Source organism: Myxococcus sp. CA033, from assembly GCF_013336625.1.
GTDB classification, from domain to species: Bacteria; Myxococcota; Myxococcia; order Myxococcales; family Myxococcaceae; genus Myxococcus; species Myxococcus llanfairpwllgwyngyllgogerychwyrndrobwllllantysiliogogogochensis.
The window spans coordinates 343,699-365,153 of sequence record NZ_JABUMU010000001.1; the positions used below are offsets into that span (position 1 = coordinate 343,699).

General features: G+C 69.4%; 15 protein-coding genes. 6 read left to right on the forward strand and 9 right to left on the reverse strand.

What is annotated here, in order from left to right; translation table 11 throughout:
- Positions 1 to 51: 51 nt before the first annotated feature.
- The 4 genes from HUA78_RS01270 to HUA78_RS01285 form a co-directional block, all read right to left on the reverse strand.
- Positions 52 to 255, reverse strand: a complete 204-nt coding sequence (locus HUA78_RS01270; RefSeq protein ID WP_141645806.1) for a YtxH domain-containing protein — start codon at positions 253 to 255, stop codon at positions 52 to 54.
- 110 nt (positions 256 to 365) lie between these two features.
- Positions 366 to 743, reverse strand: a complete 378-nt coding sequence (locus HUA78_RS01275) for a hypothetical protein (RefSeq protein ID WP_174475490.1) — start codon at positions 741 to 743, stop codon at positions 366 to 368.
- Between the two features lie 117 nt (positions 744 to 860).
- Positions 861 to 1,598 (reverse strand): hypothetical protein, encoded by a 738-nt coding sequence (locus tag HUA78_RS01280; protein WP_174475491.1) that lies wholly within the window; start codon positions 1,596 to 1,598, stop codon positions 861 to 863.
- On the reverse strand, positions 1,595 to 2,275 hold the full coding sequence (locus HUA78_RS01285) for a hypothetical protein (RefSeq protein ID WP_174467679.1): 681 nt from the start codon (positions 2,273 to 2,275) through the stop codon (positions 1,595 to 1,597). The genes HUA78_RS01280 and HUA78_RS01285 overlap by 4 nt, the downstream gene beginning before the upstream one ends.
- A 163-nt stretch (positions 2,276 to 2,438) precedes the next feature.
- Here HUA78_RS01285 and HUA78_RS01290 point away from each other — a divergent pair, with 163 nt between their 5' ends.
- Together HUA78_RS01290 and HUA78_RS01295 are read left to right on the forward strand one after the other, a co-directional pair.
- Positions 2,439 to 3,182, forward strand: a complete 744-nt coding sequence (locus HUA78_RS01290) for a DUF6600 domain-containing protein (RefSeq protein ID WP_141645810.1) — start codon at positions 2,439 to 2,441, stop codon at positions 3,180 to 3,182.
- A gap of 141 nt (positions 3,183 to 3,323) precedes the next feature.
- Entirely contained in the window at positions 3,324 to 3,884 is a 561-nt protein-coding gene (locus tag HUA78_RS01295; RefSeq protein ID WP_174453493.1) for a bacterioferritin, read from the forward strand.
- Positions 3,885 to 3,888: 4 nt separating this feature from the next.
- Here HUA78_RS01295 and HUA78_RS01300 read toward each other — a convergent pair whose 3' ends face one another.
- Positions 3,889 to 4,953, reverse strand: coding sequence for a fatty acid desaturase (locus HUA78_RS01300; protein ID WP_174461247.1), 1,065 nt, complete (start codon positions 4,951 to 4,953; stop codon positions 3,889 to 3,891).
- 277 nt (positions 4,954 to 5,230) lie between these two features.
- Here HUA78_RS01300 and HUA78_RS01305 point away from each other — a divergent pair, with 277 nt between their 5' ends.
- Positions 5,231 to 5,710: an FBP domain-containing protein gene (locus HUA78_RS01305; RefSeq protein WP_141645813.1), complete on the forward strand. Its 480-nt coding sequence runs from the start codon at positions 5,231 to 5,233 to the stop codon at positions 5,708 to 5,710.
- Between the two features lie 6 nt (positions 5,711 to 5,716).
- Here the strand turns inward: HUA78_RS01305 and HUA78_RS01310 are convergent, their stop codons facing one another.
- Genes HUA78_RS01310 through HUA78_RS01325 form a run of 4 tightly spaced genes read right to left on the reverse strand, consistent with a single transcriptional unit; the run spans position 5,717 to position 16,368 of the window.
- Entirely contained in the window at positions 5,717 to 7,216 is a 1,500-nt protein-coding gene (locus HUA78_RS01310; RefSeq protein ID WP_174453491.1) for a DUF4388 domain-containing protein, read from the reverse strand.
- Between the two features lie 18 nt (positions 7,217 to 7,234).
- Positions 7,235 to 9,085 carry a response regulator gene (locus tag HUA78_RS47620; RefSeq protein WP_141645815.1) on the reverse strand — a complete coding sequence of 617 codons (1,851 nt, stop codon included), beginning with the start codon at positions 9,083 to 9,085 and terminating at the stop codon, positions 7,235 to 7,237.
- 38 nt (positions 9,086 to 9,123) lie between these two features.
- Positions 9,124 to 9,975 (reverse strand): diaminopimelate epimerase, encoded by an 852-nt coding sequence (gene dapF, locus HUA78_RS01320; protein ID WP_174467681.1) that lies wholly within the window; start codon positions 9,973 to 9,975, stop codon positions 9,124 to 9,126.
- Positions 9,976 to 9,999: 24 nt separating this feature from the next.
- Entirely contained in the window at positions 10,000 to 16,368 is a 6,369-nt protein-coding gene (locus HUA78_RS01325) for a methyltransferase domain-containing protein (RefSeq protein ID WP_254623519.1), read from the reverse strand.
- Between the two features lie 125 nt (positions 16,369 to 16,493).
- Between HUA78_RS01325 and HUA78_RS01330 the strand changes: the two genes are divergently transcribed.
- The 3 genes from HUA78_RS01330 (at position 16,494) to HUA78_RS01340 (ending at position 21,440) form a co-directional block, all read left to right on the forward strand.
- On the forward strand, positions 16,494 to 17,312 hold the full coding sequence (locus HUA78_RS01330) for an IF-2 protein (RefSeq protein ID WP_174475493.1): 819 nt from the start codon (positions 16,494 to 16,496) through the stop codon (positions 17,310 to 17,312).
- Positions 17,313 to 17,764: 452 nt separating this feature from the next.
- Entirely contained in the window at positions 17,765 to 20,269 is a 2,505-nt protein-coding gene (locus HUA78_RS01335) for a ribonucleoside-diphosphate reductase subunit alpha (protein ID WP_174475494.1), read from the forward strand.
- Positions 20,270 to 20,429: 160 nt separating this feature from the next.
- The gene (locus HUA78_RS01340; protein ID WP_141647995.1) at positions 20,430 to 21,440 is read left to right on the forward strand and encodes a ribonucleotide-diphosphate reductase subunit beta; all 1,011 of its coding nucleotides are present in this window, start codon (positions 20,430 to 20,432) and stop codon (positions 21,438 to 21,440) included.
- The last annotated feature ends 15 nt before the right edge of the window (positions 21,441 to 21,455 follow it).

Below are 21,455 nucleotides of genomic sequence, written 5' to 3' on the forward strand. Positions count from 1 at the left end.
TGAACCAACGCGGTGCGGCGTCCGGGAAGGCCAGGGGCCTACACCTCCGAGCTACTTGTCGGTGGCGTCTTCAATCTTGTCGCCCGCCTCCTCGGCGGCGTCCTCGACCTTGTCGCCCACCTTCTCGGCGGTGTCCTCGGTCTTGTCCGCGGCGCGCTCCGCATCATCCTTCGCGCTCTCACGGGTGTTGCGGTGGCAGCCCACTCCGAACGTCAGGGAACCCACCACCAGGGCCAGCAGCATCTTCGCCTGCACCGTCAGCTCCTCGCGTGACGACGCCCGGGCTTTCGCCCCGGCGTCGCATTTGTGCGCGGGAAACTAGTCACGACGCGCGGACTGCCAAGTGCTCACCGCCGGGCTTCCACTCAGAAAACGCACATGCCATTCGCGCCGCAGGTGCCCTGCAGCCCTTCGCAGACGCAGTTCCAGTCGCCGCCGCAGCGGTAACCCGTGCATTGCGAGCCCGGGCCACCGCCACCGCCACCACCGCCCGGATCCGGGTACGTGTACACGCAGTAGAAGTCGACGCAGACGGCGGTCGCCGCCTCGGGGCAGTTCGCCTCGCAGTTCCAGTCTCCGCCACACCGAGCCGGCCCACAGGTGAGCAACGAGTCCTGTGAGCTGGAGTCCTCGCGAGAGACCAGCTCCTCCTCGACCGACTCCGCCAGCGCGGGCGGCGCGGCCAGCGCGAAGGTGAGCACCACGGCAAGGCTCCAGGGATGCGACAAGCGACGCGAAGACATGAGCGGCTCCTCCAGGTGACCCGCCGGGCTTCATTTCAAGGCCCGCACGGGGAGTGCGAGCCTAGCACCCCCGCGACGAGGCCTCCGCGCGCGGCTTCACTTGAAGCACTTCGAGCGTCAGGGAGTAGGGCTCGCGACGGCGCGTGGTTCGGCGAGCCACTGCGCCAGGACCTTCGCATCGAGCGACTCGACGCCAAACGATGCCGGACCACAGCGCACCCCGCCATCCCGCTCGCGAACGAGTGGGTCCCTCGCGAACACCAAGATGACCGGCTTTCCCTCGGGGCTCACGTGCGGAACCACGTACTGCGCTTCCACGATGGGGCGAAGAGAGGGATCCGCGAGCAGCTTCCGGGTGAGCTGCCCGTCCGGTGTCCCCGCCTTGAGCTGGTCCCGGGCCTCTTCACAGAGCCAGCGCGCGGTCCGCGTGCCCTCCGGTTCCATCCCTGGCCACGAGCTGCGCACCAGGCGCGCGCGCCCCGACATCAGCCAGCCCACGTGGTGTCCGATTCCCACCGAGGCCATCGTCGCGGCGAAGAGCAACACCCCGAGCAGCAGCAGCGACACGCTCCAGCGCGGGCGCCACACGGAGGCCGCTGGCGCCTCGGCGTGGAGCTGACGCCACAACCACCGGAGGAACAGATGCGAGCCCGCGGCGAGCACCGCCGCCACGAGCAGGAACTCGGCGATGGCGCCCCAGCGGAACGTCACCTCCGGCAACACCTGCTGGAGGAAGGACAGCCAGCCGAAGGCGAGCAGAAAGGGCACCTTCATGACCCAGACCTGCCCCATGCACAGGAAGATCATCATCACGAAGATGACGCCCAGGAAGGTCACGCCCTTTTTCGACTTCACGGCGCGCCCTCCGCCACGAACGAGCGATGGATGTCCTCGACGGGGAGGCGCCGAAGGTCGCCGTCGGTGAAGAGCACCCAGCGCTCACGGCCGAAGATGCCCGGCTCGTACGCCAGGGGCGTCGCGGGCGCGTCCGCCTTCTGCCCTCCGATGTAGATGAAGTGCAGGCCGGAGTCCCCGAGCACCTTCCAGCGCGCCGCGGGAAGCTCGGTGCCCAGGTCGCTCTTCGGAAAGTCGCGCCCATGTTCGGCGGCATAGGCCCACAGCGCCACGCGCAGCTCATCCAGACGCTGACGCCGCGCCTGGACCAGCAGGTCCGCGTCCGAGGGGGGTGGCGTGGGGATGACCTGGTAGGTCGCGCCCTTCTTCTCCCAGGCGCCCGGGGTCATCAGCTCGCGGCCACCGGCAATCATCGACAGGACGAGCTGAAGGCCCAGCCCGACCAGGAACACCAGCGCGAGCGAGGCCCTGTAGCTCAGCCTCGGCAACCGGGGCACATCCCGTCGCAGCCAGTTCCACAAGCCCCAGACGCCCAGCGACACGAGCAGGAAGACGGCGATGAAGAAGGAGATGGCCTCCAAGCGCTGCTCGGCGATCTCCGTGAACAAGAAGCTGGGCATGCCCGCCAGGGCCACCGCTGGGGTCAGCAGCACGACGGAGAGGAGGAGCTTGTTCACGCGCACGGAGGGCAGTCTGCCTCGCCCGGGTGACAGGAAGTCAACCAGGGGGCCGGCGCGCGCTGGGCAGCCGAGCCTTCCAGGCATCGCCCCCGAGGGTCTCTGCGTTCAAGGAGAAGGCACATCCTGAGGCGTGACGGATATCCATCACGGAGGGCCGACGATGCGCACCTGGAATGAAACCTGGCGCTGGCTGCGCCTGGGTGGCGTGAGCGCGGGCGCGCTGCTGGCGGGGCTCGGCTGCGCGATGGGGCCCGAGGAGTTCGGTCCCCAGCTGAAGTCGACGTCCACGACGCTGGGCAGCAACATCTCCATCTTCCGCGATGTGATGGCGCCGCATGGCGAGTGGCTCCAGCTCCCCGAGGTGGGCTGGGTGTGGCGCCCCGACGCGAAGCTCGTGGGCCTGGACTTCGTGCCCTACGCCACCTCCGGCCAGTGGGTGTTCAGCGACTGGGGTTGGACGTTCCAGAGCGACTGGGACTGGGGCTGGGCGCCCTTCCATTACGGCAGGTGGTTCGTCGCTCCCTCGGAGGGCTGGGTCTGGTGGCCCGACGACGAGTGGGCCCCTTCCTGGGTGGACTGGCGCTGGGGGGAGGGCCTCGCTGGTTGGCAGCCCATGCCCCTGCCAGGCATGAACGTCCGCCGCCCCTGGACCTTCGTCGCCACGAGCGACCTGGTGCAACCCGATGTCAGCCGCTACCTGGTTCCACCGGACCAGGAGGCCGCGCTGGTGGCGAAGACCCAGCCGGTGGGCGCGCGGGTGACAGGGCGGACAGGCCAGTGGAACGTGGGCCCCGAGCCCGACGAGGTGGCGAGCGCCACCGGAGCACCCGTGCCCCACACGGGCCCGATAGCACCGCCCACGGGGCAGCCTCCCATCGCGGGGCCACACTCGGCGGCGCGGTAGCGGGCACGCCGCGCACGGCGAACAGAAAGCTCCTTCCGGGGGGCGGGACGGGCGGGCCCGGGACGTCATGAGCGAGGGTGGTCGACCCCGCCCCCGAGGTCCCAGCTTCCTGTCACGCATTCGCCGAAAGGAGACCAGGACATGCCCGAGACGCAGCCCTTCGTCAGCGACCTCCAGGAGATCCGCCGTCGAGCCCGTGAGCACCTGGAGGAAGGCGCTCTCACCGAGAACTACGAGGGCGATGTGAACACGACGCTCAAGCTGCTCAACGACGCGCTCGCCACGGAAATCGTCTGCGTGCTGCGCTACACGTACCACTACGTCTCCGCCATGGGCATCCACAGCGAGGCGGTGAAGGAGGAGTTCGGGGAGCACGCGCGCGAGGAGCAGGAGCACGCGCTGCGGCTCGCCGAGCGCATCAACCAGCTCGGGGGGCGCCCGGACTTCAACCCCGACGGCCTGCTGTCACGCAGCTCCAGTCAGTACGTCGAGGGGCAGAACCTGGTGGACATGATTCGAGAGAATCTGGTCGCGGAGCGCATCGCCATCGAGACGTACCGCGACCTGATTCGCTACTTCTCGGACAAGGACCCCACCACGCGGCGGCTCCTCGAGGACATCCTCGCCAAGGAAGAGGAGCACGCCAACGACATGCATGACCTGCTGGTGGCGCACCAGGGTCAGCCCATGCTCAACAACTGAGCCGTCACGACACCGCGTGCCCCTCGGAGGAGACCGCGCTCCGAGGAGGCACGTCGGCCCGCGCCGCCCAGGCGCGCACGTTGGCGTCGCGGTAGCGCACCATCCGCCCGAGCGACGGCTCCCACAGGTTCAGCCGCAGGCAGTGGACGATGTCGCGCGGGCTCAGCGTCGTGACGTGGGGGTTCTGCAGCTCGGGGATGGCCGCCATCGCCTCCGGGAGTCGATAGAACGGGATGCGCGGGTTCAGGTGGTGCACGTGGTGGTAGCCGATGTTGCCGGTGAACCACGCCATCACCTTGCCGCAGCGCAGGTAGCTGGAGGCCTCCAGCGCGGCATCCGCGTGGGTCCACTGCCCCTCCGGCAGGATGCGGACCTCGTCGAAGTTGTGCTGCGAATAGAACAGGTACGTGCCCAGCGCGTAGGCGAGGAGCAGCGGGCCCACGAAGGCGAACAGGTACACGGCGGGGCCGAAGAAAACCCAGAGCGCCACGGACAGGGCCACGTGCACGCCGAGCGCGAGCCCGGAGGTCCAGTAACGCTTCGGGTCCTTCACGAAGGGCACCAGGCACAGGCTGATGAGGAACGCGGTGACGTAGCCGAACAGGATGGTCACCGGGTGGCGCTCCACCGCATAGCCCAGCCGCTGCCAGCCGGACGCCTTGCGCCACTGCTCGGTGGTCCACGTCGCGAACGTGCCCGCGGAGTCCGCGGCGATGCGCGCCGTGTTCGCATGGTGGTGGTTGTGCGTGTCGTTCCAGATGCGCGCGGGTGTGAGCGTCAGGATGCCCTGCACCTGGAAGAGGACCTTCGCCCAGCGCGACGAGGGCAGCAGCGCCCCGTGCATGGCGTCATGGAAGAGGATGAACGCGCGGATGAGGACGAGCGCCTCCAGCACGCCGCCCACGACGCGCAGGGGCCACCAGGGCGCGGCCACCGCCAGCGTCACGGCCGCGGCGAGCGCGGCATAGGTGGCCGCCAGGTTCCAACCCGAACGCGCCACATCCTGCATGGCGAAGGGACGTGTCCGGGCAATGAGCTCCTTGCTCGACGGCGGTGCGACTCGTTCCATTGAGAGGGGCTCCTACGAGGTGGGGTGTGTCCGGCCCTGTGCCGGATGAAGCGCCATGGTTCTCCCATCGCCATGTCACGCGCGGGTCAGCCGGTGAAACGACGTGCGAATGGACCCAGATGACGCGACTCGCCGTGTGCAATGGCATGCACAGTCGCGTGGGACGGGGCCCCTTCTCCCCTGGCGACCAGGGGACGAGGGGCCTGGCTTCCTGGTGGGTTTGGGTAGAATCGGGGGCCGCTGGCTGTTAGGTCGAGACGTTCTCCAAGGAGCAGCCGTGTTCCGATTCGAAACCGACCGGGACCTCATCCAGTCCTTTCGTCCGAGAGACCGCCGCGTCATGGAAATGCCGCCGGGTCTCACCTTCCCCTTGTTCGTGCGTGACTACCTGGCCTGGACGGAGACGTCCGGCGCGCGCGTGTACCTGGTCTTCTCCGCGCCCGGCAGCCACCAGCCCATCGGCATCATCTTCCGGCGCGATACCGGAGGAGGTCTCGATGTCGCCCGCATGTGCGAGTGGTGCCACAACTACGGCTCGTCGCACGCGGTGGACCTGCTCACCACCGACGTGAACAGCAAGCGCCGCGTGGGCATCAGCCTCTGCGTCGACCTGCGCTGCAAGGACAAGCTGGAGGACGAGGCCAACCGCGGCGGCCGAAACACCCTCGCGGCGCTGGACCAACTCCGGGCCCGGATGTACCGCTTCGCGAACGAGGCGCTCGGCATCGAGGCCAGGCCCGCCGCGCCCGCTGCCTAGCAGCGACTACGCGACAAAGGCGCTGGCCCGCTGCACCTGGGGCACGCCGGGCAGCATGGGCGCGGGGTTGAGGGCCTGCACGAGCAGCGACCTCAGCGCCTCGCCCAGGTCGTCCACCACGCTCAGCGCCCCGGCGGGGGCGCCCTGGAGCGCCGCGGGCACCTCCGCGCCCACGACGACAATCGGCATCCGCGCCTCCCACGCCAGATAGTGCGCCAGTCCCACCGCCGGCTCCGACACGTCCAGCAGCAACGCGCCCACCGCGCCCGCGCTGAAGGGGCGCCACAGGGGCCGTGCCGCCTCGGCCGGAGGCAGCGTGCAGAAGTCCAGCCGCAGCACCTCGCTGAGCACCAGTCGCCCCAGTGTCCCGAAGCCGCTCTTCACGGCCGTGGGCTCCGCGGACAAGGCCTCCAGGCCCGGCACGCGGGCCATCACCCGCCGCGCCGCCGACGAGCCGCTGCCGCAGACGAAAATCTTGGCGGTCGCCACCCTCGACGGAGCCTTGGTCCGGAGGATGCGGCCTCGCAGGGCATGCACCTCCGCGGCGCCCAGCAGCTCGTTGGCGTTCGCGTCCATGCCGTGTACGTCCGCCGGCCTCGCCACGCCCCGCTGCATCAGGGTGGACAGCACCCCCAGCACTTCCAGGTCCGTGGCGGGCGCCAGGTCCAGCACCTCGCCCAGCGCGCGCGGCTGGCGCAGCAGGTCCACCACCTGCGCCGTCACCGGGTGCTGGTCCTGTTGCAGCTCCACGTCCGGCGCCAGCATCAGCCGCGTGTGGCGCGGCGGCAGACCCGGCATCAGGCGATTCACCTCGTCCGACTGGCGCATGCCTTCCAGCAGCGCGTCGTCCATGGCGCGGTTGATGCGAGCCTTCGCCGCGCTGGCGCCGGGGGAGAACGTGAAGGTCCCATCGCCCCAGGCCAGCAGGCGGAACAGCGCCTTCTCACCTTCCACCCGCCCCAGCTTCGAATTCACCGGGCGGCCCTCCACCACGTGGATTTCGCCGCGCTCGTTGCCCCGCTCCAGCGAGAGCTTCCCGCTGCGCCGGTTCATCCCGAGCAACTGCATCAGGTCCGGGATGCTGAGCTGGCTGAGGGAGCCTTCGATTTCCTGCTGCTCGACCTTGAGGTCCTTGGCCGCCTCGTTGCGCCGGAAGATGTGCTCGATGCGGCTGAGCACTTCGTCCAGGTTGAAGGGCTTGCGCAGGTAGCCATCCCGCAGGCCGCGATACCGGTCCCCGTCGAAGCTCGACGTGGTGAGCACCACCGGGATGTCCTCGGTGCGCGGGTTGGTGCGCAGAATCTGGATGAAGGTGCGCGCCTCCAGCAGCCGGCAGTTCTCATCGAACAGCGTGAGGTCCGGGTGGCGCAGCACCGCCACCTCCAGCGCCCGGGAGCCATCCGGCGCGTAGTGAACCTGATAGCCCTTGGTGCGCAGCTCGCGGGACAGCGCGCGCACGGACTCAAGGTCGGGGTCGGCGATGAGGATCTTCCGGACCTGGGCCATGGGTCGCTCCGCTTCGTGTCAGTAGGGCTGCAGGTCGTATTCGGCCTGCAGCTTGGAGATGAGCCCGTCCACCACGGCGGTGTCCGAGGTGTGGAAGCCCCACGTCGCGCCCCGCCCCCGCCGCTGGATGAGCGCGTAGGCCGCGCTCTCCGACAGCCAGAGGATGAACTCATGCCGGGACACGCGCTCGTCGCCCTCCAGGAACACGGGCGTCAGCGCGGGATGCGACTCGAGGTCCACCCGGCGCCCCAGCAGGTAGATGCGCGAGGACAGGTCCGGCGGCGCCGACTCCAGCCCGGCCGCGATGGGCAGGTCCGCGCGAATCTCCGGCCCGCCCACGTACAGAAGGCCGCGCGTGCCCGGGTCTCGGGTGAGCTCGCGCGCGATCTCCGCCTGGAGTTCGTCGAAGAGGACATCCGCGACCTTGCCCCGGCGGCTCGGCTCGGCGCGCTCGTCCACGGGCAGTCTGGGACTGTTGGGCGTGCCCAAGAGCAGGTCCACCTCGTCCCAGAACGGCAGCCCGTCCAGCATCAGCCGCCGCTGGAGCGACGCGCGGCGCTCGTCCATGCGGCGACGGCAGCGGTGCACCAGCTCGTCGAAGTCCTCCCCGTCCTTGGGGAAGGTGCTGGCTCCGCCCACCAGGGCCAGCGGCAGGCGGGACTCCACGTCCTGGACTTCAGGCTCCTCGCGCACCGCCGCCACCGCGCGACGCACGAACATCATCGCGCCGAAGAAGTCCGTCTCCGGCAACAGGAGATAGAACTCCTGGTCGCTCGCCTTCGCGATGACGTCCGAGTCGCGGATGATCTTGCTCAGCGCGCGGATGATGCCGCGCACCGCCTTCTTCGCGTCCGCCGCGCCCTGGCGCACGCGCACCAGCGGCAGGTTGTCGATGGAGAAGGTCAGCAGCGAGAACGTCCGCCCATACCGCCGCGCCTTGTAGATTTCCTTCGACGCGTAGTCGGTGAAGTAGCTGAGGTTGTAGGCCGCCGTCTCGCGGTCTCTCAGGCCCAGGCGCTGGAGCGCCATCATCCGCCGGCCGTTCTTCACGCCCACGGCGGCGAAGTCCGCGAGCACGCGGGCGTCCCTCGAATGCTCGGCGCGGAAGTCACCGGCCAGCGGGTCCGACAGCTGCGCGAGGCCGACGATTTCGCCGGAGACCATCAGCGGCACGTACAGCACCGCGGAGCGCTCATCCCGCGCGAACCATGGCTGCGCGTCCCGCAGGCGCCCCGCCAGCGGCCCTTCCGGGCTCATCTTCTCCGCGAGGAACTGCTTGTCGAGCAGCCCCCGGTACGCACGCAGCACCAGGTCTCCCCGGTCGTCCAGCACCCACAGCGCGGCGCTCTGCGCGTCGCACACCGCGGACAGCTCCGAGATGATGCGCTCCTGGAGCCACTCCAAATCAGACTGGGAGATGAGCTCCAGGCAGCGCTGGTGCAGGTTGTGGAAGCGGGCGAACTCGATGTTCTCGTCGCGCAGCTGGGTGCGCTCGCGGCGCAGGGCGGCGCGCTCCAGGGCGCGGTCCACCGCGAGCACCAGGTCCGCTTCCTCCACGGGCTTGGCCAGACAGTCCGCCGCGCCCGAGCGCAGGGCCATCTCCGAGCCCTTCACGTCGGTGCGATGGCTGACCAGGATGACCTCCTGGTCCGGGTCTCTCTCGCGAAGGCGCGCGGTGAGTGCGAAGCCGTCGACGCCCGGCATCACCACGTCGGTGATGACCAGGTCGAAGGGCGTGCGAGCCGCCTCCTCGAGCGCCAGCGTGCCGTTCTCCACAGAGACTACGCGGTGCCCATGACGGGACAGCATGTCGCTGGCGAGCTGGCGGAAGAACAGGTCGTCGTCGACGACGAGAATGGGACCGGCCACGCGCTGTCTGACCCGGGTGCGAAGGGGGAGGTCGGAGGTTACCGGCCCCCAGCAAGCGCGACAACGCCCTCGAAGACGAAGGCGACAGGACCACGGAGGCGGATGTCGGACAGGTCGGCGGGCACGCGGATGCGCAGGTTGCCTCCCGGAAGGGTGACGCGCAGCCAGGTGTCCGAGGGCAACCGCCCCGCCAGCACCGCCGCCACCGCCGAGGCACAGGCCCCCGTGCCACACGCCTGGGTCAGCCCACAGCCCCGCTCCCACACGACGACGGTGAGGCCGTCCTCCTCCACCCGGACGAACTCGACGTTGGTACGGTCCCGGAAGTCAGGGTGCCGCTCCAGCACCGGCCCCAGTCGAGGCGCGTCCTCCAGCGGCTGGTCCAGGAGGACCAGGTGGGGATTGCCCATGCTCACCGCGGACGCGCGAAGCTCGGGGTGCCCCGGCAGCGGCGTGTCCAGGAACGCACGCCCGGTGACACCCGACGGGAGGTTGGGGGCCACGAGCCGTGCTGGCCCCATGGAAATGTCCACCGCGACCACCCCGCCGTCACCGTAGCCGGGCATGCAGGTGAGCACTCCGGCGCCTGTCTCCACGTCGATGCGGCCCGGGTTGTCGCCGGACTGGTCGACCAGGTACTTCACCGCGCAGCGCAGGCCGTTGCCGCACATCTCCGCGATGCTGCCATCGGCGTTGTGAACGACCATCCGGGCCAGGCCGTGCTCGGAGGGGAGCAGCGCGAGGACTCCGTCGGCGCCGATGCCGAGCCGGCGGTCGCACATCCAACGCGAGGTCTCCGCGTCGATGTCCACGCCTGACCGGCGACGGTCCAGGACCACGAAGTCGTTGCCCAGCCCCTGGTACTTGAAGATGCGCTCGCGAACGTCCACGGAGGGAATCCTAGCCGTGGAACGTCACTCGCGCTCGTCCGCCTTCTTTGTCGGAGGTGGAGGGTCGGGCATGTCGAGCGCGGGCACGGCGGTGCGCGGGGGCTTGGCCTGAGGGATGGTGGGGGCCCGGACGGGCGTGCCACCGGGCGGGGTCAGCGCCACGCCCGTGCGCCGGGACAGCTCGCTCTTCACCGCGTTGAGCTCCGCGTTGGCGCGCTCGTAGATGTCCTGGACGGGGTTGGCCCCGGCTCGGGCCACCTGACGGCGCAGGGTGCCCAGCTCCGTCTCCTGGGCCTGGAGCTTCTCCTGGAGCGAGTCGACCTCCGACTGGAGCTGCTCCATCTCCGCGGCCATCTCCAGGACGGCGTCCGTCTGCGAGGCGGCCTTGAGCTCCTCGGTGGCCTTGAGCAGTTCGTTGCGCTCGGCCTCCAGGGCGGTGAGTCGGGCCTGCTGCTCCTTCACGAGCGGCTCCAGGCGCTCCCGCTCGAAGCGATCCTTCAGGAGGTCCTGCTTCTCCGTCGTCAGGGCCTGCGCCTGCTCCTGGAGGCGCGTCAGCTCGGTCCGCAGCGTGGTGAGACGGTCGGACGTGGTGCCGTCACGGTGCGCGAGCTGGCGTCGGGCTTCTTCCAACGACTCGGAGACGCGGGTGCGCTCGGCGCGCTCGGTGTCGAGCAGGCGCACCGCATCCGTGGAAGCTGTCTCCAGGGCGGTGATGCGGCCTTCCAGCCGGACCCGGGCGGCCCGAGCGACAGTCAGATCCGACTGGAGTCGCTCACGCTCCGACTCGGCGCGGGTCAGGCGGTCTTGCAAGGACTGGAGCGCGGTGGCGCTCTCCGTCGTGGAGGATTCCAGGTCGGACAGGCGGGCTTCGAGTTCGGTGCGCCGGGCCTCGAAGTCCGTGGTGGCCTCGACGAGCCTGGCGCCGTGTTCCTCGCGCATGGATTGAGCACGAGCCTGGAGGTCGGAGAATTGGGCTTCCAGCTCGGCGCGGCGTGCCTCGGCGTCGGTGAGCCGAGACTCCAGCTCGGTCCTGTCCGTGCGGTGGGCGTCGAGCTGAGCGGAGGACTCCGCGAGCCGCGCGCCCAGCTCGGACTTGTCCGTGCGCTCGGCGTCGAGCAGGGCCACCGTGTCCGCGAGCCGCGATTCCAGGTCGGCGCTGTCCGTGCGCTGAGCGTCCAGCAGGGCCACCGTCTCCGTGAGCTTCGATTCCAGGTCCGCATGTTCGGCGCGCTGTGCGTCGAGTCGCGACATGCGCTCGTTGAGCTTCGACTCCAGGTCCGTGCGCACGGAGTGCTGAGCCTCGAGCCGCGCCACCGTTTCCGTGAGCTTCGACTCCAGGTCCGTGCGCACGGAGTGCTGGGCCTGGAGCTGCGACACGCTCTCGGTGAGCTTCGACTCCAGGTCCGCACGCTCGACGCGCTGCTCATCGAGCCGGGTGCTGAACTCCGTGAGCCGGGCTTCCAGCGCGGACTGGTCCTCACGGTGTGCCTGGAGCAGCGAGTCCGACTCGGTGAGCCGGGCCTCCAGCGCGGCCAGCGCCGACCGCTGCGCCTCCAGCTGCGACAGGCTCTCCGAGAGGCGCGCTTCCAGCTCGGACTTCTCCGTGCGATTGGACTCCAGCTCGGAGCGCTGATGTTCAAGCTGCGCGGTGAAGTCGGCGAGCCGGACCTCCCAGTCCGCCCGGGCCTGTCCCAGTGCTTCGGTGGCCTCCGTCAGTCGCACATCCAGGGTCGTGGACCGCTCCTGTTCGGCCCGCGCCGACTCGGTGACTCGCGCCAGCTCAGACCGCGCGGCCTCCAGGTCGGCACGCGTGCTCTCCAGCGAGGCGCGCTCGCTTTCGAGCGAGTTCTCCATCGCGGTGGCCTTCCCCGCGAAGCGCCGCGCCGTCTCGAGCTGCACCATGAGCAGCTCGGCGTTCTCGCGCTGGGCGACCAGCCGTTCCCGTGCGTCCACCAGCTCCGCGTCGAGCCGGGAGAGGTGCATTCCCCTGTCGTGCAGCGCGGCCATGGCGCGCTGGAGTTCCATCCCCAGGCGCATCACTTCCTGCCGCGCCGCCATCAGGTGGGTCAGCTCGCCTCGCAGGTCCAGCACTTCCTGGCGCGTGGCCTCCAGCGCGGTCTCCGTGGCCTCTAGCGTCCCAAGCTGTTCGCGAAGCTCACCCAACTCCACCTCGCGCGCCGTGGCGGTCTCGGTGAGTCGAGTCGCCTGGGCCTGGAGCTCTTGCAGGGCCCACTCCCGCTCGGAGAGGGTCGCGTCCACCGTGCGCTTCGCCGACTCCGCCTCGCTCAGCGACTGCTCCACGGACGCCAGTCTCGCCCCCATGGACTCCGCTTCGGACAGCCGCGCATCCAGGGTCGACTTCAGCTCCCGCGCCGAGTCCTCGGCCTGGGCGCGTTCTCCCTCCAGTCGCTCCACGCTGGCGCGCAGCGCCTGCTCGCGGGACTCGGAGGTCTCGCGCACTTCTGTCAGGGCCTGCTCTCGGGCCGCCAGCTCGGCACGCACCTGCGCCAGGGCCTCGCGCTCACGGGCCAGCTCGGCACGAGCCGCTTCCGCGCCCTGCTGTTCCGTCGCCAGCGCGTCTCGGGTCTGAGCCAACGAGGCTTCGACCTCGGCACGCGCGCGCTGCTCTCCCTCCAATCGCTCATGAACACGTGCGAGTCCGGCCTGGCCATCGCTGCGTTCCTGACGTTCGGTCTCCAGCTCCGCGCGAGCCGCACTCAGCGCCTCTCGCTCCGCCGTCAGCGAGGTCTCGACTCGAGCCCGACCGTCGCGCTCCGAGACAAGCTCCGACTGGAGTCGGGTGACGACCTCGTCCGCGTCGGAGACTCGCGCTCGGGCGTCGGTCAGCTCCGCGGCCAGTGCTTCACGCGCCGCACGCTCGGAAGCGAGGGACTGGCGTGCTTCCGCCAACGAGGCCTGGGCTTGAACCTCACCCTGCCCCCAGGACTCGCGCTCCGTGGCCAGCGCCTCGCGGGCCTCCGCCAGGGCTGCGTCAGTCCTCGCGCGTTGCTCCGATTCCGACTGGAGTCGAAGCTGGGTCTCCGACAGTGCCTCATCGGCGCGTGTCCGCAGCGCCTCGATTTCCGCGAGGCGCGCTCGAGCCTCGCTCAGTGCGGCTTCGACACGAGCCTTCTCTTCGGTCTCCGCCAACAGGCGTGCCTCGGCCTCGGCCACTGCCGCGTCGGCGAGAGACCGCTGTTCGGCCTCACGCTGAAGCTGGGTCCGGGCCTCGGCCAGCTCCGTCTCGACGCGAGCCTTCTCCTCGCCGTCCTCGTGACCACGGCTCCGAGCCTCGGTCAGCGCCGTCTCGACGCGCGCCCGTGCCTGGGTCTCTTCCTGGAGGAGTCCCTGGGCCTCGACCAGCGCCGTCTCGAGACGCGCCCTCGCTTCGGTCTCCGACTCGCTCCGGGCTTGCGCCTCGGCCAGCGCAGACTCGACACGCTCCCTCGCCTCGGCTTCCGACTCGTTCCGAGCCTGGGCCTCGGCCCATGCCGACTCGACACGCGCCTTCACCTCGGCTTCAGACTCGCTCCGAGCCTGGGCCTCGGCCAGCGCCGACTCGAGACGCGCCCTCGCCTCGGCCTCAGACGCGCTCCGAGCCTGGACCTCCGCCAATGCCTTCTCGACGCGAGCCTTCGCCTCGGCCTCTTGCTGGATGCGAGCCTCGGCTTCAGCCAGCGTCGCTTCGACGCGCGCCTTCGCCTCGGTCTCTTCCTGGATACGGGCCTGGGCAGTGGCCAGTGCAACCTCGAAGCGCTCCTGCGCCTCCGTCAGCGTCGCTTCTGCGCGGCCCCGCCGCTCGGCCTCGGCCTGGAGGCGAGCCTGGGCTTCAGCCAGGGTGCCTTCGACATGGGTCCGCTGCTGACCTTCGCCATGAAGCTGTCCTCGCGCCTCCGCCAGCGCCTCCTCGGCGCGCGTGCGTCGCTGGAGTTCCTCCTGGAGCTGGACCTGCACGTCCGCGAGCACCGCTTCCCAGCGAGCACGTCGCTCCGTCTCCGCGTCCAGTGCCTCCTTCGACTGGGTGAGCGCCTGTCGTGCCTCGGCCAGTCCCGACTGGGCCTCCGCGAGCGCCAACTCCGTGGACTCCCGACGCGCCTGCTCCGCCTCCAGCTCCGCGCGCAGGGTCTCCAGCGCGGAGCCCGACTTCACGCGACCATCGCGCTCGGCCTCCAGCGTGGCCTGGATCTCCGCCAGCGAAGTCTCCAGCGCGGCGCGGCGCGCCACCTCCGCGTCCACCGCCTCGCGAGTCCGCGCCAGCGTGGCCTCGGCCTCGACGAGCCGCTGAGCCGCGCTCTCCAGCTTGCCCCGCGATATCCGCAGAGCATCCTCGACAGCGGCGCGCGACTCCCGCTCCTGGTCCAGCTCTCCGCCCACGCGAGAGGCCAGGGCCGCCGTGGAGTCCCGCTCCTGATGCGCCGTCTCCAGGTCCGACTGCACGGACTGGAGCGTGAGTTCCAGCTCCTCCGCGCGCGCCGACTCCTCGCGACGGGACCGACTCAGCGTGGAGACCTCCGCCTCCAGCTCCACCACGCGCCGGACCAGCGCCTGGCGCTCCTCCTCCAACTCAAGCTTGCGCGCCTCCGTCTCCGCGCGAATGGCGGCCTCGGTGCGAGCCTCCTCCGCGAGCGCCTCCGCCCGAGCCCGCTCCGACGCGAGCACGCCCTCGAGCGCCGTCAGCCGGGACTGGAGCCCGGAGCGCTCTGTCTCCAGAGCCCCCGTCAGCCCCGCTTCGACGCGAGCACGTTCCGCCTCCAGCTCCGTGATGCGCTGGCTGGCCTCGTGGAGTGACTCCTCCAGCTTCCGCGCGGTGGCACGAGCGGACGCCTCACCCTCGGTGAGCGTCTCCAGTTCGCTCCGCAACCGAGCTTCACGCTCACGCGCGGCGACCAGCTCCGTCTCCTGACCGCGCCCCTCGGCCTGGAGCGCCGCCAGCTGTTCCTCCGCGTCGCGTCGAGCACCCTCGGCCGACGCCACGCGCAGGGACGCCTCCGTCAGCTCGCGAGCCGCGCGCGCCAGCTCCGCTTCCTTCAGGGACAGGGCCGCCGCGGCCTCACGCGCGAACTCCTCCGCGCGGGTCGTCCCACCCTTCAGATGCTCCACCGCCGCCAGGGCCGCCGAGTACTGCTCGGCGATGCGCAGCTCCCGCTCCCGGGCCGCATCCGCCGCGCGACGCCGGTCCTCGGACTGCTCCCCGGCGCGCTCCGCCAACAACCGGTCCTTCTCCCGGTCGATGCGCAGCGTGGTCAGCTCATCCTGAAGCTCGCGCACCTGGGTATAGGCCTGCGTCAGCCGCTCCCGGGCTTCCTCCAGGGATGTGGCCAACTCCTCGCGGCGCGCACGCTCCAGCCGGAGCGTCTCCTGGCCCGCGAGCACCTGGACTCCGGCCTCTGCCTGCACGCGCTGCGCGGCCTCGACCTCCAGGCGCTGCGCCGTCAACCGGCGGTCCGCATCTCCCAGCCGCTCGTGCGCGACCTGGAGCTCCAGCTCACGCCGTCGCAGCCGTCCCGTCAGGTCGTCGCGCTCGCGCTGCGATTCCGGCGTGCCCCGCGCCTGCTCGAGCTGCGCGGTGAGCCGCGCCACCTCGTCCCGAGTCACCTCCAACACGGGCTTGAGCGCGGCGACCTCCGCCTCCCGGTCCGTCAGCTCCGTGCGCAGCCGCGTCAGCGACTCCTTCAGCCGCGTGCTGCGCTCCTCCCAGGACTTCGCGCGCGCCACCACTTCGTCCAGCTTGCCCCGGGTGAAGGCGAGCGGCTCCGGCGGCAGCTGCACCCACGTGGGGTCCACCGAACGCGCGGGCTCCTGTCCGGCGACGACCAGGAAGTACGCCGCCTCGCCGTTCTGCACGAGCGAGCCGTCCACCTGGAGCCCCTCGCCGCGCTCGAAGGCGAGCTGGTAGCCCAGCACCGGCGACTGCGTGGCCACCTCCACATGTGGGAAGTGCACGTTGAGCGCATCCAGCAGCAGACCATACGTGGGCGGCGCGCCACCCTCCTCCGCCTCCATGAGCTGCGGCAGCGCGAGCCCCGCGACGTTGCGCAGCCCTCCCACCAGGAAGCCCTGCTTCGCGACCAGCCGCGCCAGCTCCGCCAGCAGCTCCGGGGCCCGGACGTACGGCGCCAGGTCCGCCACGAGCACGACATCGAAGCTTCCCGGCTCGAAGTCGTCGTAGATGTTGGCGCGGAAACGCAGCGTGGGCCCACCGTGCGCCTTCTGCGCGGCCTGGACCGCCTTGAGGTCCTCGTCACAGGCGACGACAGCCCGCGCTCCCCGCTCCAGCAGGAAACGCGCGCTCTCTCCAGCGGTGGAGGCCACCGCGTCGACCTCCAGAACGCGGCGGCGCGCGAAGAGGCTCTCGGCGAAAATGTAGCGGGGCAGCAGTTCACTGGGCCCCATGCGACGGAATGTGTGATGCATGGGTGTGTTCGGGGGTGGGAGTATAGCCGTGGGCCTCCGCGCCCCAAGGAAAGCGCCAGGGACCGAAATCAGCCCGGCGCCCGGACGTCAGGAGAGCAGGCGACATGAACGGATCGGCACAGCAGGGCTTTGGCTATCGGGCACGGCGGACCTTCATCAGGCTGCTCGTCTTCTTCCTCATTCTCGGACTGGGCGGCGGAGTCGTCTTCCTCCTGTCCCAGCTCAACTCGCGCACCTTCACCCTGGCCCCCGTGGACGGCCAGCTCGTGGTGATGAAGGGCCGCATGGCCCCCATGGGCGCCGTCCCCTACCGGCCCGGAGACCCCCGGCTGGCGGACGCCTACGCCCCCATCCCCCTGGAGGGCCAGGACGTCGGCTCCCTCATCCTGCGCAGCTTCACCGAGCGTGACGAGCTGGACCGGGCCCTGTTCCCCCTCCTGGAGTCCATGGCCCGTCCCCGCATCGCCTCCGAGGAGCCCCCCAAGGTGGAGCAGGGCCTGTACTACCTGCGCCGCGCGGAGAAGCTCGCCGGAGTCACCGAGGAGCAGCGCCTCACCCTCCAGAAGCTCATGACCGAGGTGGCCTACTTCCAGGCCCGCCAGAAGCTCGAGGATGCCCGGAGGCTGGTCGGCGACGCCCTGGTCCAGCTCAAGCTCGCCGCGGAGAGCCAGAGCCGCCACGCGCGCAGCGCCAACCAGATGCTCTCCACCGTCTCGCCCCCCGCCCGCGAGCTCGAGGAGGCCCTCCGCCGCGCCGTCCACACGTTGAGTGGACCCCAGGAGACGCCTCGTGAGACGCCTCCCGCGCCCCCCGTCCAGTCGCCCCCACCTGTCCCTACACCGACCTCGCCGGAGGCCCCCACAGAGGGTGCCACGCCGACGCCCCCGGTGGATTCGGGGATGGATTCGGGCACGACTCCCTGAGCAGGGTCCGGCGCGTCCATCCTCCCAGGTTCGATTCCAGCCCCCACGTACGGAGTGTCGTCCATTCTGTCACGCAGTGTTGTGAGCAGAACGTGACGTGGGGCGTTGGAGATCGATCATAGATTGCAAAGGACGGACCTACTCAGGCACTAGATCTCGCGTTGACACCAACGGGAGCCCCCAATACCTTGTGCCCGGTCGACGACGCCCCACCGTCCGGTGAGGCGCCATCCAGAGGTGCAGGAGGGGTTGTGGCAGACATACGTACATTGTTAAGCCACGCTTGCCCCCTGTGCCTCGGGCTCTCCTTGAGACCCACCTCGCGCGTATCCGCGAGAGCCTGATACCTGCCCAAAAGTTCAGTATTCTTGTGGCCCGGGAACCCATCCCAGGGCAAGCTCTCCGCTTGCCCTCGTGGCCACGCCATTGCCCTCGTTTGGAGTGAGCCGCTCGTGAACTTCGAAACGCCCGTGAAGCCCGCCCCCGCGCCCATGCATGTCCCGCCCGCCACCCACGCCCAACCCGGGCCGACGACAGCGAGCGTGACGCCCGTGGCCGAGCCCACGCAGAGCGAGTTCGCCCCCACCACCATGCGCGTGCGCAAGCGCAACGGCACGGCCGAGCCGGTGGACCTGAACAAGATTGTCCGCGCGGTGGGCAAGAGCTGCATGGGGCTGTCGCGCGTGGACGTCATGCGCGTGGCCACGAAGACCATCTCCGGCCTCTACGACGGCGCGACGACGCGCGAGCTGGACAGCCTCTCCATCCAGACCGCCGCCGCCCTCATCGTCGAGGAGCCCGAGTACGCCCGCCTGTCCGCGCGCCTCCTGGCCACCTTCATCCAGAAGGAGGTCAGCAACCAGGACATCCACTCCTTCAGCCAGTCGGTCGCCGCCGGCCACAAACACGGCCTCATCGCGGACCGGCTGCTCCAGTTCGTCCAGGCCAACGCGCGCAAGCTCAACGCGGCCATCGACCCGTCGCGCAACGACCTGTTCGAGTACTTCGGCCTGCGCACCGTCTATGACCGCTATCTGCTGAAGAACCCGCAGACGCGCGAAGTGCTGGAGACGCCGCAGGAGTTCTTCCTCCGCGTCGCGTGCGCCCTGAGCGGTGACAACGCGAAGGAGGCCATCGAGATGTACCGGCTGTTCAGCTCCCTGGAGTACCTGCCCAGCTCCCCCACCCTCTTCAACTCGGGCACCCGCCACGAGCAGCTCTCCAGCTGCTTCCTGCTGGACTCGCCGACGGACGAGCTCGACGCCATCTACCGGAAGTATTCGGACATCGCGATGCTGTCCAAGTTCTCCGGTGGCATCGGCGTGGGCTACCACCGCGTTCGTGCGCGCGGCTCGCTCATCCGCTCCACCAACGGCCACTCCAACGGCATCGTCCCCTGGCTGAAGACGCTGGACGCGTCCGTCGCCGCGGTGAACCAGGGCGGCAAGCGCAAGGGCGCGTGCTGCGTGTACCTGGAGACGTGGCACGCGGACATCGAGGACTTCCTCGAGCTGCGCGAGAACACCGGTGACGATGCGCGCCGCACCCACAACCTGAACCTGGCCAACTGGGTGCCGGACCTGTTCATGAAGCGCGTGGAGTCGGAGGGCGACTGGAGCCTGTTCGACCCGAAGACGGTGCCGCACCTGACCGACTTGTTCGGCGACGCGTTCGAGAAGGCCTACGTCGAGGCGGAAGGCGCCGGGCTGGCCATGCGCAAGGTGAAGGCGCGTGACCTCTACGCCAAGATGATGAAGACGCTGGCGCAGACGGGCAACGGCTGGATGACCTTCAAGGACATCAGCAACCGCAAGAGCAACCAGACGGGCCTGCCCGGCAACGTCATCCACCTGTCCAACCTGTGCACCGAAATCCTGGAGGTGACGAGCCAGGGTGAGACGGCGGTGTGCAACCTGGGCTCGCTGAACCTGGGCCGCATGGTGGCGGACGGGAAGTTTGACTTCGACCGCCTGCGCGCCAACGCCCAGCTCGCGATGAAGCAGTTGGACCGGGTCATCGACCTCAACTTCTACCCCATCCCCACGGCGGCGGACTCCAACCGCCGCTGGCGTCCGGTGGGCCTGGGCCTGATGGGCCTGCAGGATGTCTTCTTCCAGCTCCGGCTGCCGTTCGACGCGCCCGAGGCCCGCGCGCTGTCGCGGAAGATTTCGGAGGAGATCTACTTCGCGGCGCTGACCACGTCGTGCGAGATGGCCGAGCAGTTCGGCGCGCATCCTTCCTTCCCGGAGACCCGGGCGGCGAAGGGCGAGCTCCAGTTCGAAAGCTGGGGCGTGACGCCGGAGGACACGGCGCGTTGGGACGCGCTGCGCGCTCGCATCGTGAAGCACGGCCTGCGCAACTCGCTGATGATTGCGATTGCCCCCACCGCGACGATTGCGTCCATCGCCGGCTGCTACGAGTGCATCGAGCCGCAGGTGTCCAACCTGTTCAAGCGCGAGACGCTGTCGGGTGACTTCCTCCAGGTGAACCGCTACCTGGTGAGAGACCTCCAGGCGATTGGCATCTGGAACGAGGGCGTGCGCAATCGCATCAAGATGGCGGAAGGCAGCATCCAGGACCTGACCGAGCTGCCGGAGAACCTGCGCGCCATCTACCGGACCGCGTGGGAGTTGCCCATGCGCTCGCTCATCGACATGGCGGCCGACCGCGGCGCCTTCATCGACCAGAGCCAGTCGCTCAACCTCTTCGTGGAGACGCCGAACATCGGCAAGCTCTCCTCCATGTACTTCTACGCATGGCAGAAGGGGCTGAAGACGACGTATTACATGCGCTCACGTCCGGCCACGCGCATCGCCAAGGCGACGGTGGGCAACAGCACCGCGACGGCCCCCGCGCAGTCCGCTCCCGCCCCCGTCGCGTCCGCCTCCGCGGTGACGGACGCCGAGGCCGTGGCGTGCTCGCTGGAAAACCCGGAAGCGTGCGAGGCCTGTCAGTAAAGAACTCCTGTTTCACTGATTTTTTCGTCCTGGCGAGCACGCGTGAAAACGCGTGCTCGCTTTGCTTTTTTTCCGGGCTGTTGAGACGTGAGCGAACGTAAAAGCGTATCGCCGCGCGAGTCACCTTGACGGGTTCGCGAGCGTGGTATGGATCGCGCCCATGCTGCTGGAACCCGGACTGAACCTGACGCTGCGCCCGATGGCATACCCGGTCTTCTTCGAGATGTATCGGAACGCCATCAAGAACACCTGGACTGTCGAAGAGGTCGACTTCTCCACGGACCTCGTGGACCTCCGCTCGAAGATGACGGATGCGGAAAGACATCTCATCCACCGCCTGGTGGCCTTCTTCGCGACGGGCGACAGCATCGTCGGCAACAACCTGGTGCTGAACCTCTACAAGCACATCAACGCCCCCGAGGCGCGGATGTACCTGTCGCGGCAGCTCTACGAGGAGGCGCTGCACGTCCAGTTCTACCTGACGCTGCTGGACACGTACGTGCCGGACCAGGCCGAGCGCGCCAAGGCGTTCGCCGCCATCGACAACATCCCCTCCATCCAGCGCAAGGCGCGCTTCTGCATGAAGTGGATGGACAGCGTCAACGGGCTGAACGAGCTGAAGACGAAGGAGGACCGTCGCGCCTTCCTGCTCAACCTCATCTGCTTCGCGGGCTGCATCGAGGGCCTCTTCTTCTTCGCGGCCTTCGCCTACGTCTACTTCCTGCGCAGCAAGGGCCTGCTCAACGGGCTCGCCGCCGGGACGAACTGGGTGTTCCGCGACGAGAGCGCGCACATGGCCTTCGCCTACGAGTGCATCCAGGTGGCTCGAAAGGAAGAGCCGGACCTCTTCGACGCGAAGATGGAGCGCGACGTGGAGGCGATGCTGCGCGAGGCGGTGGAGTGCGAGACGCAGTTCGCCCAGGACCTTCTGAGCGGCGGTGTCGCGGGCCTGTCGGTGCAGGAGATGCGCGGCTACCTGGAGTACACAGCGGACCAGCGGCTCCAGATGCTGGGGTTGACGCCGGTGTTCCGCACGAAGAACCCGCTGTCCTTCATGGACCTGCAGGACGTGCAGGAGCTCACCAACTTCTTCGAGCGTCGCGTGTCCGCCTACCAAGTCGCCGTGGGCGTGGGCGCCGCCAACGACGTGGTGCTCGACGCCACGTTCTGATGCTCCCGGGCGGGC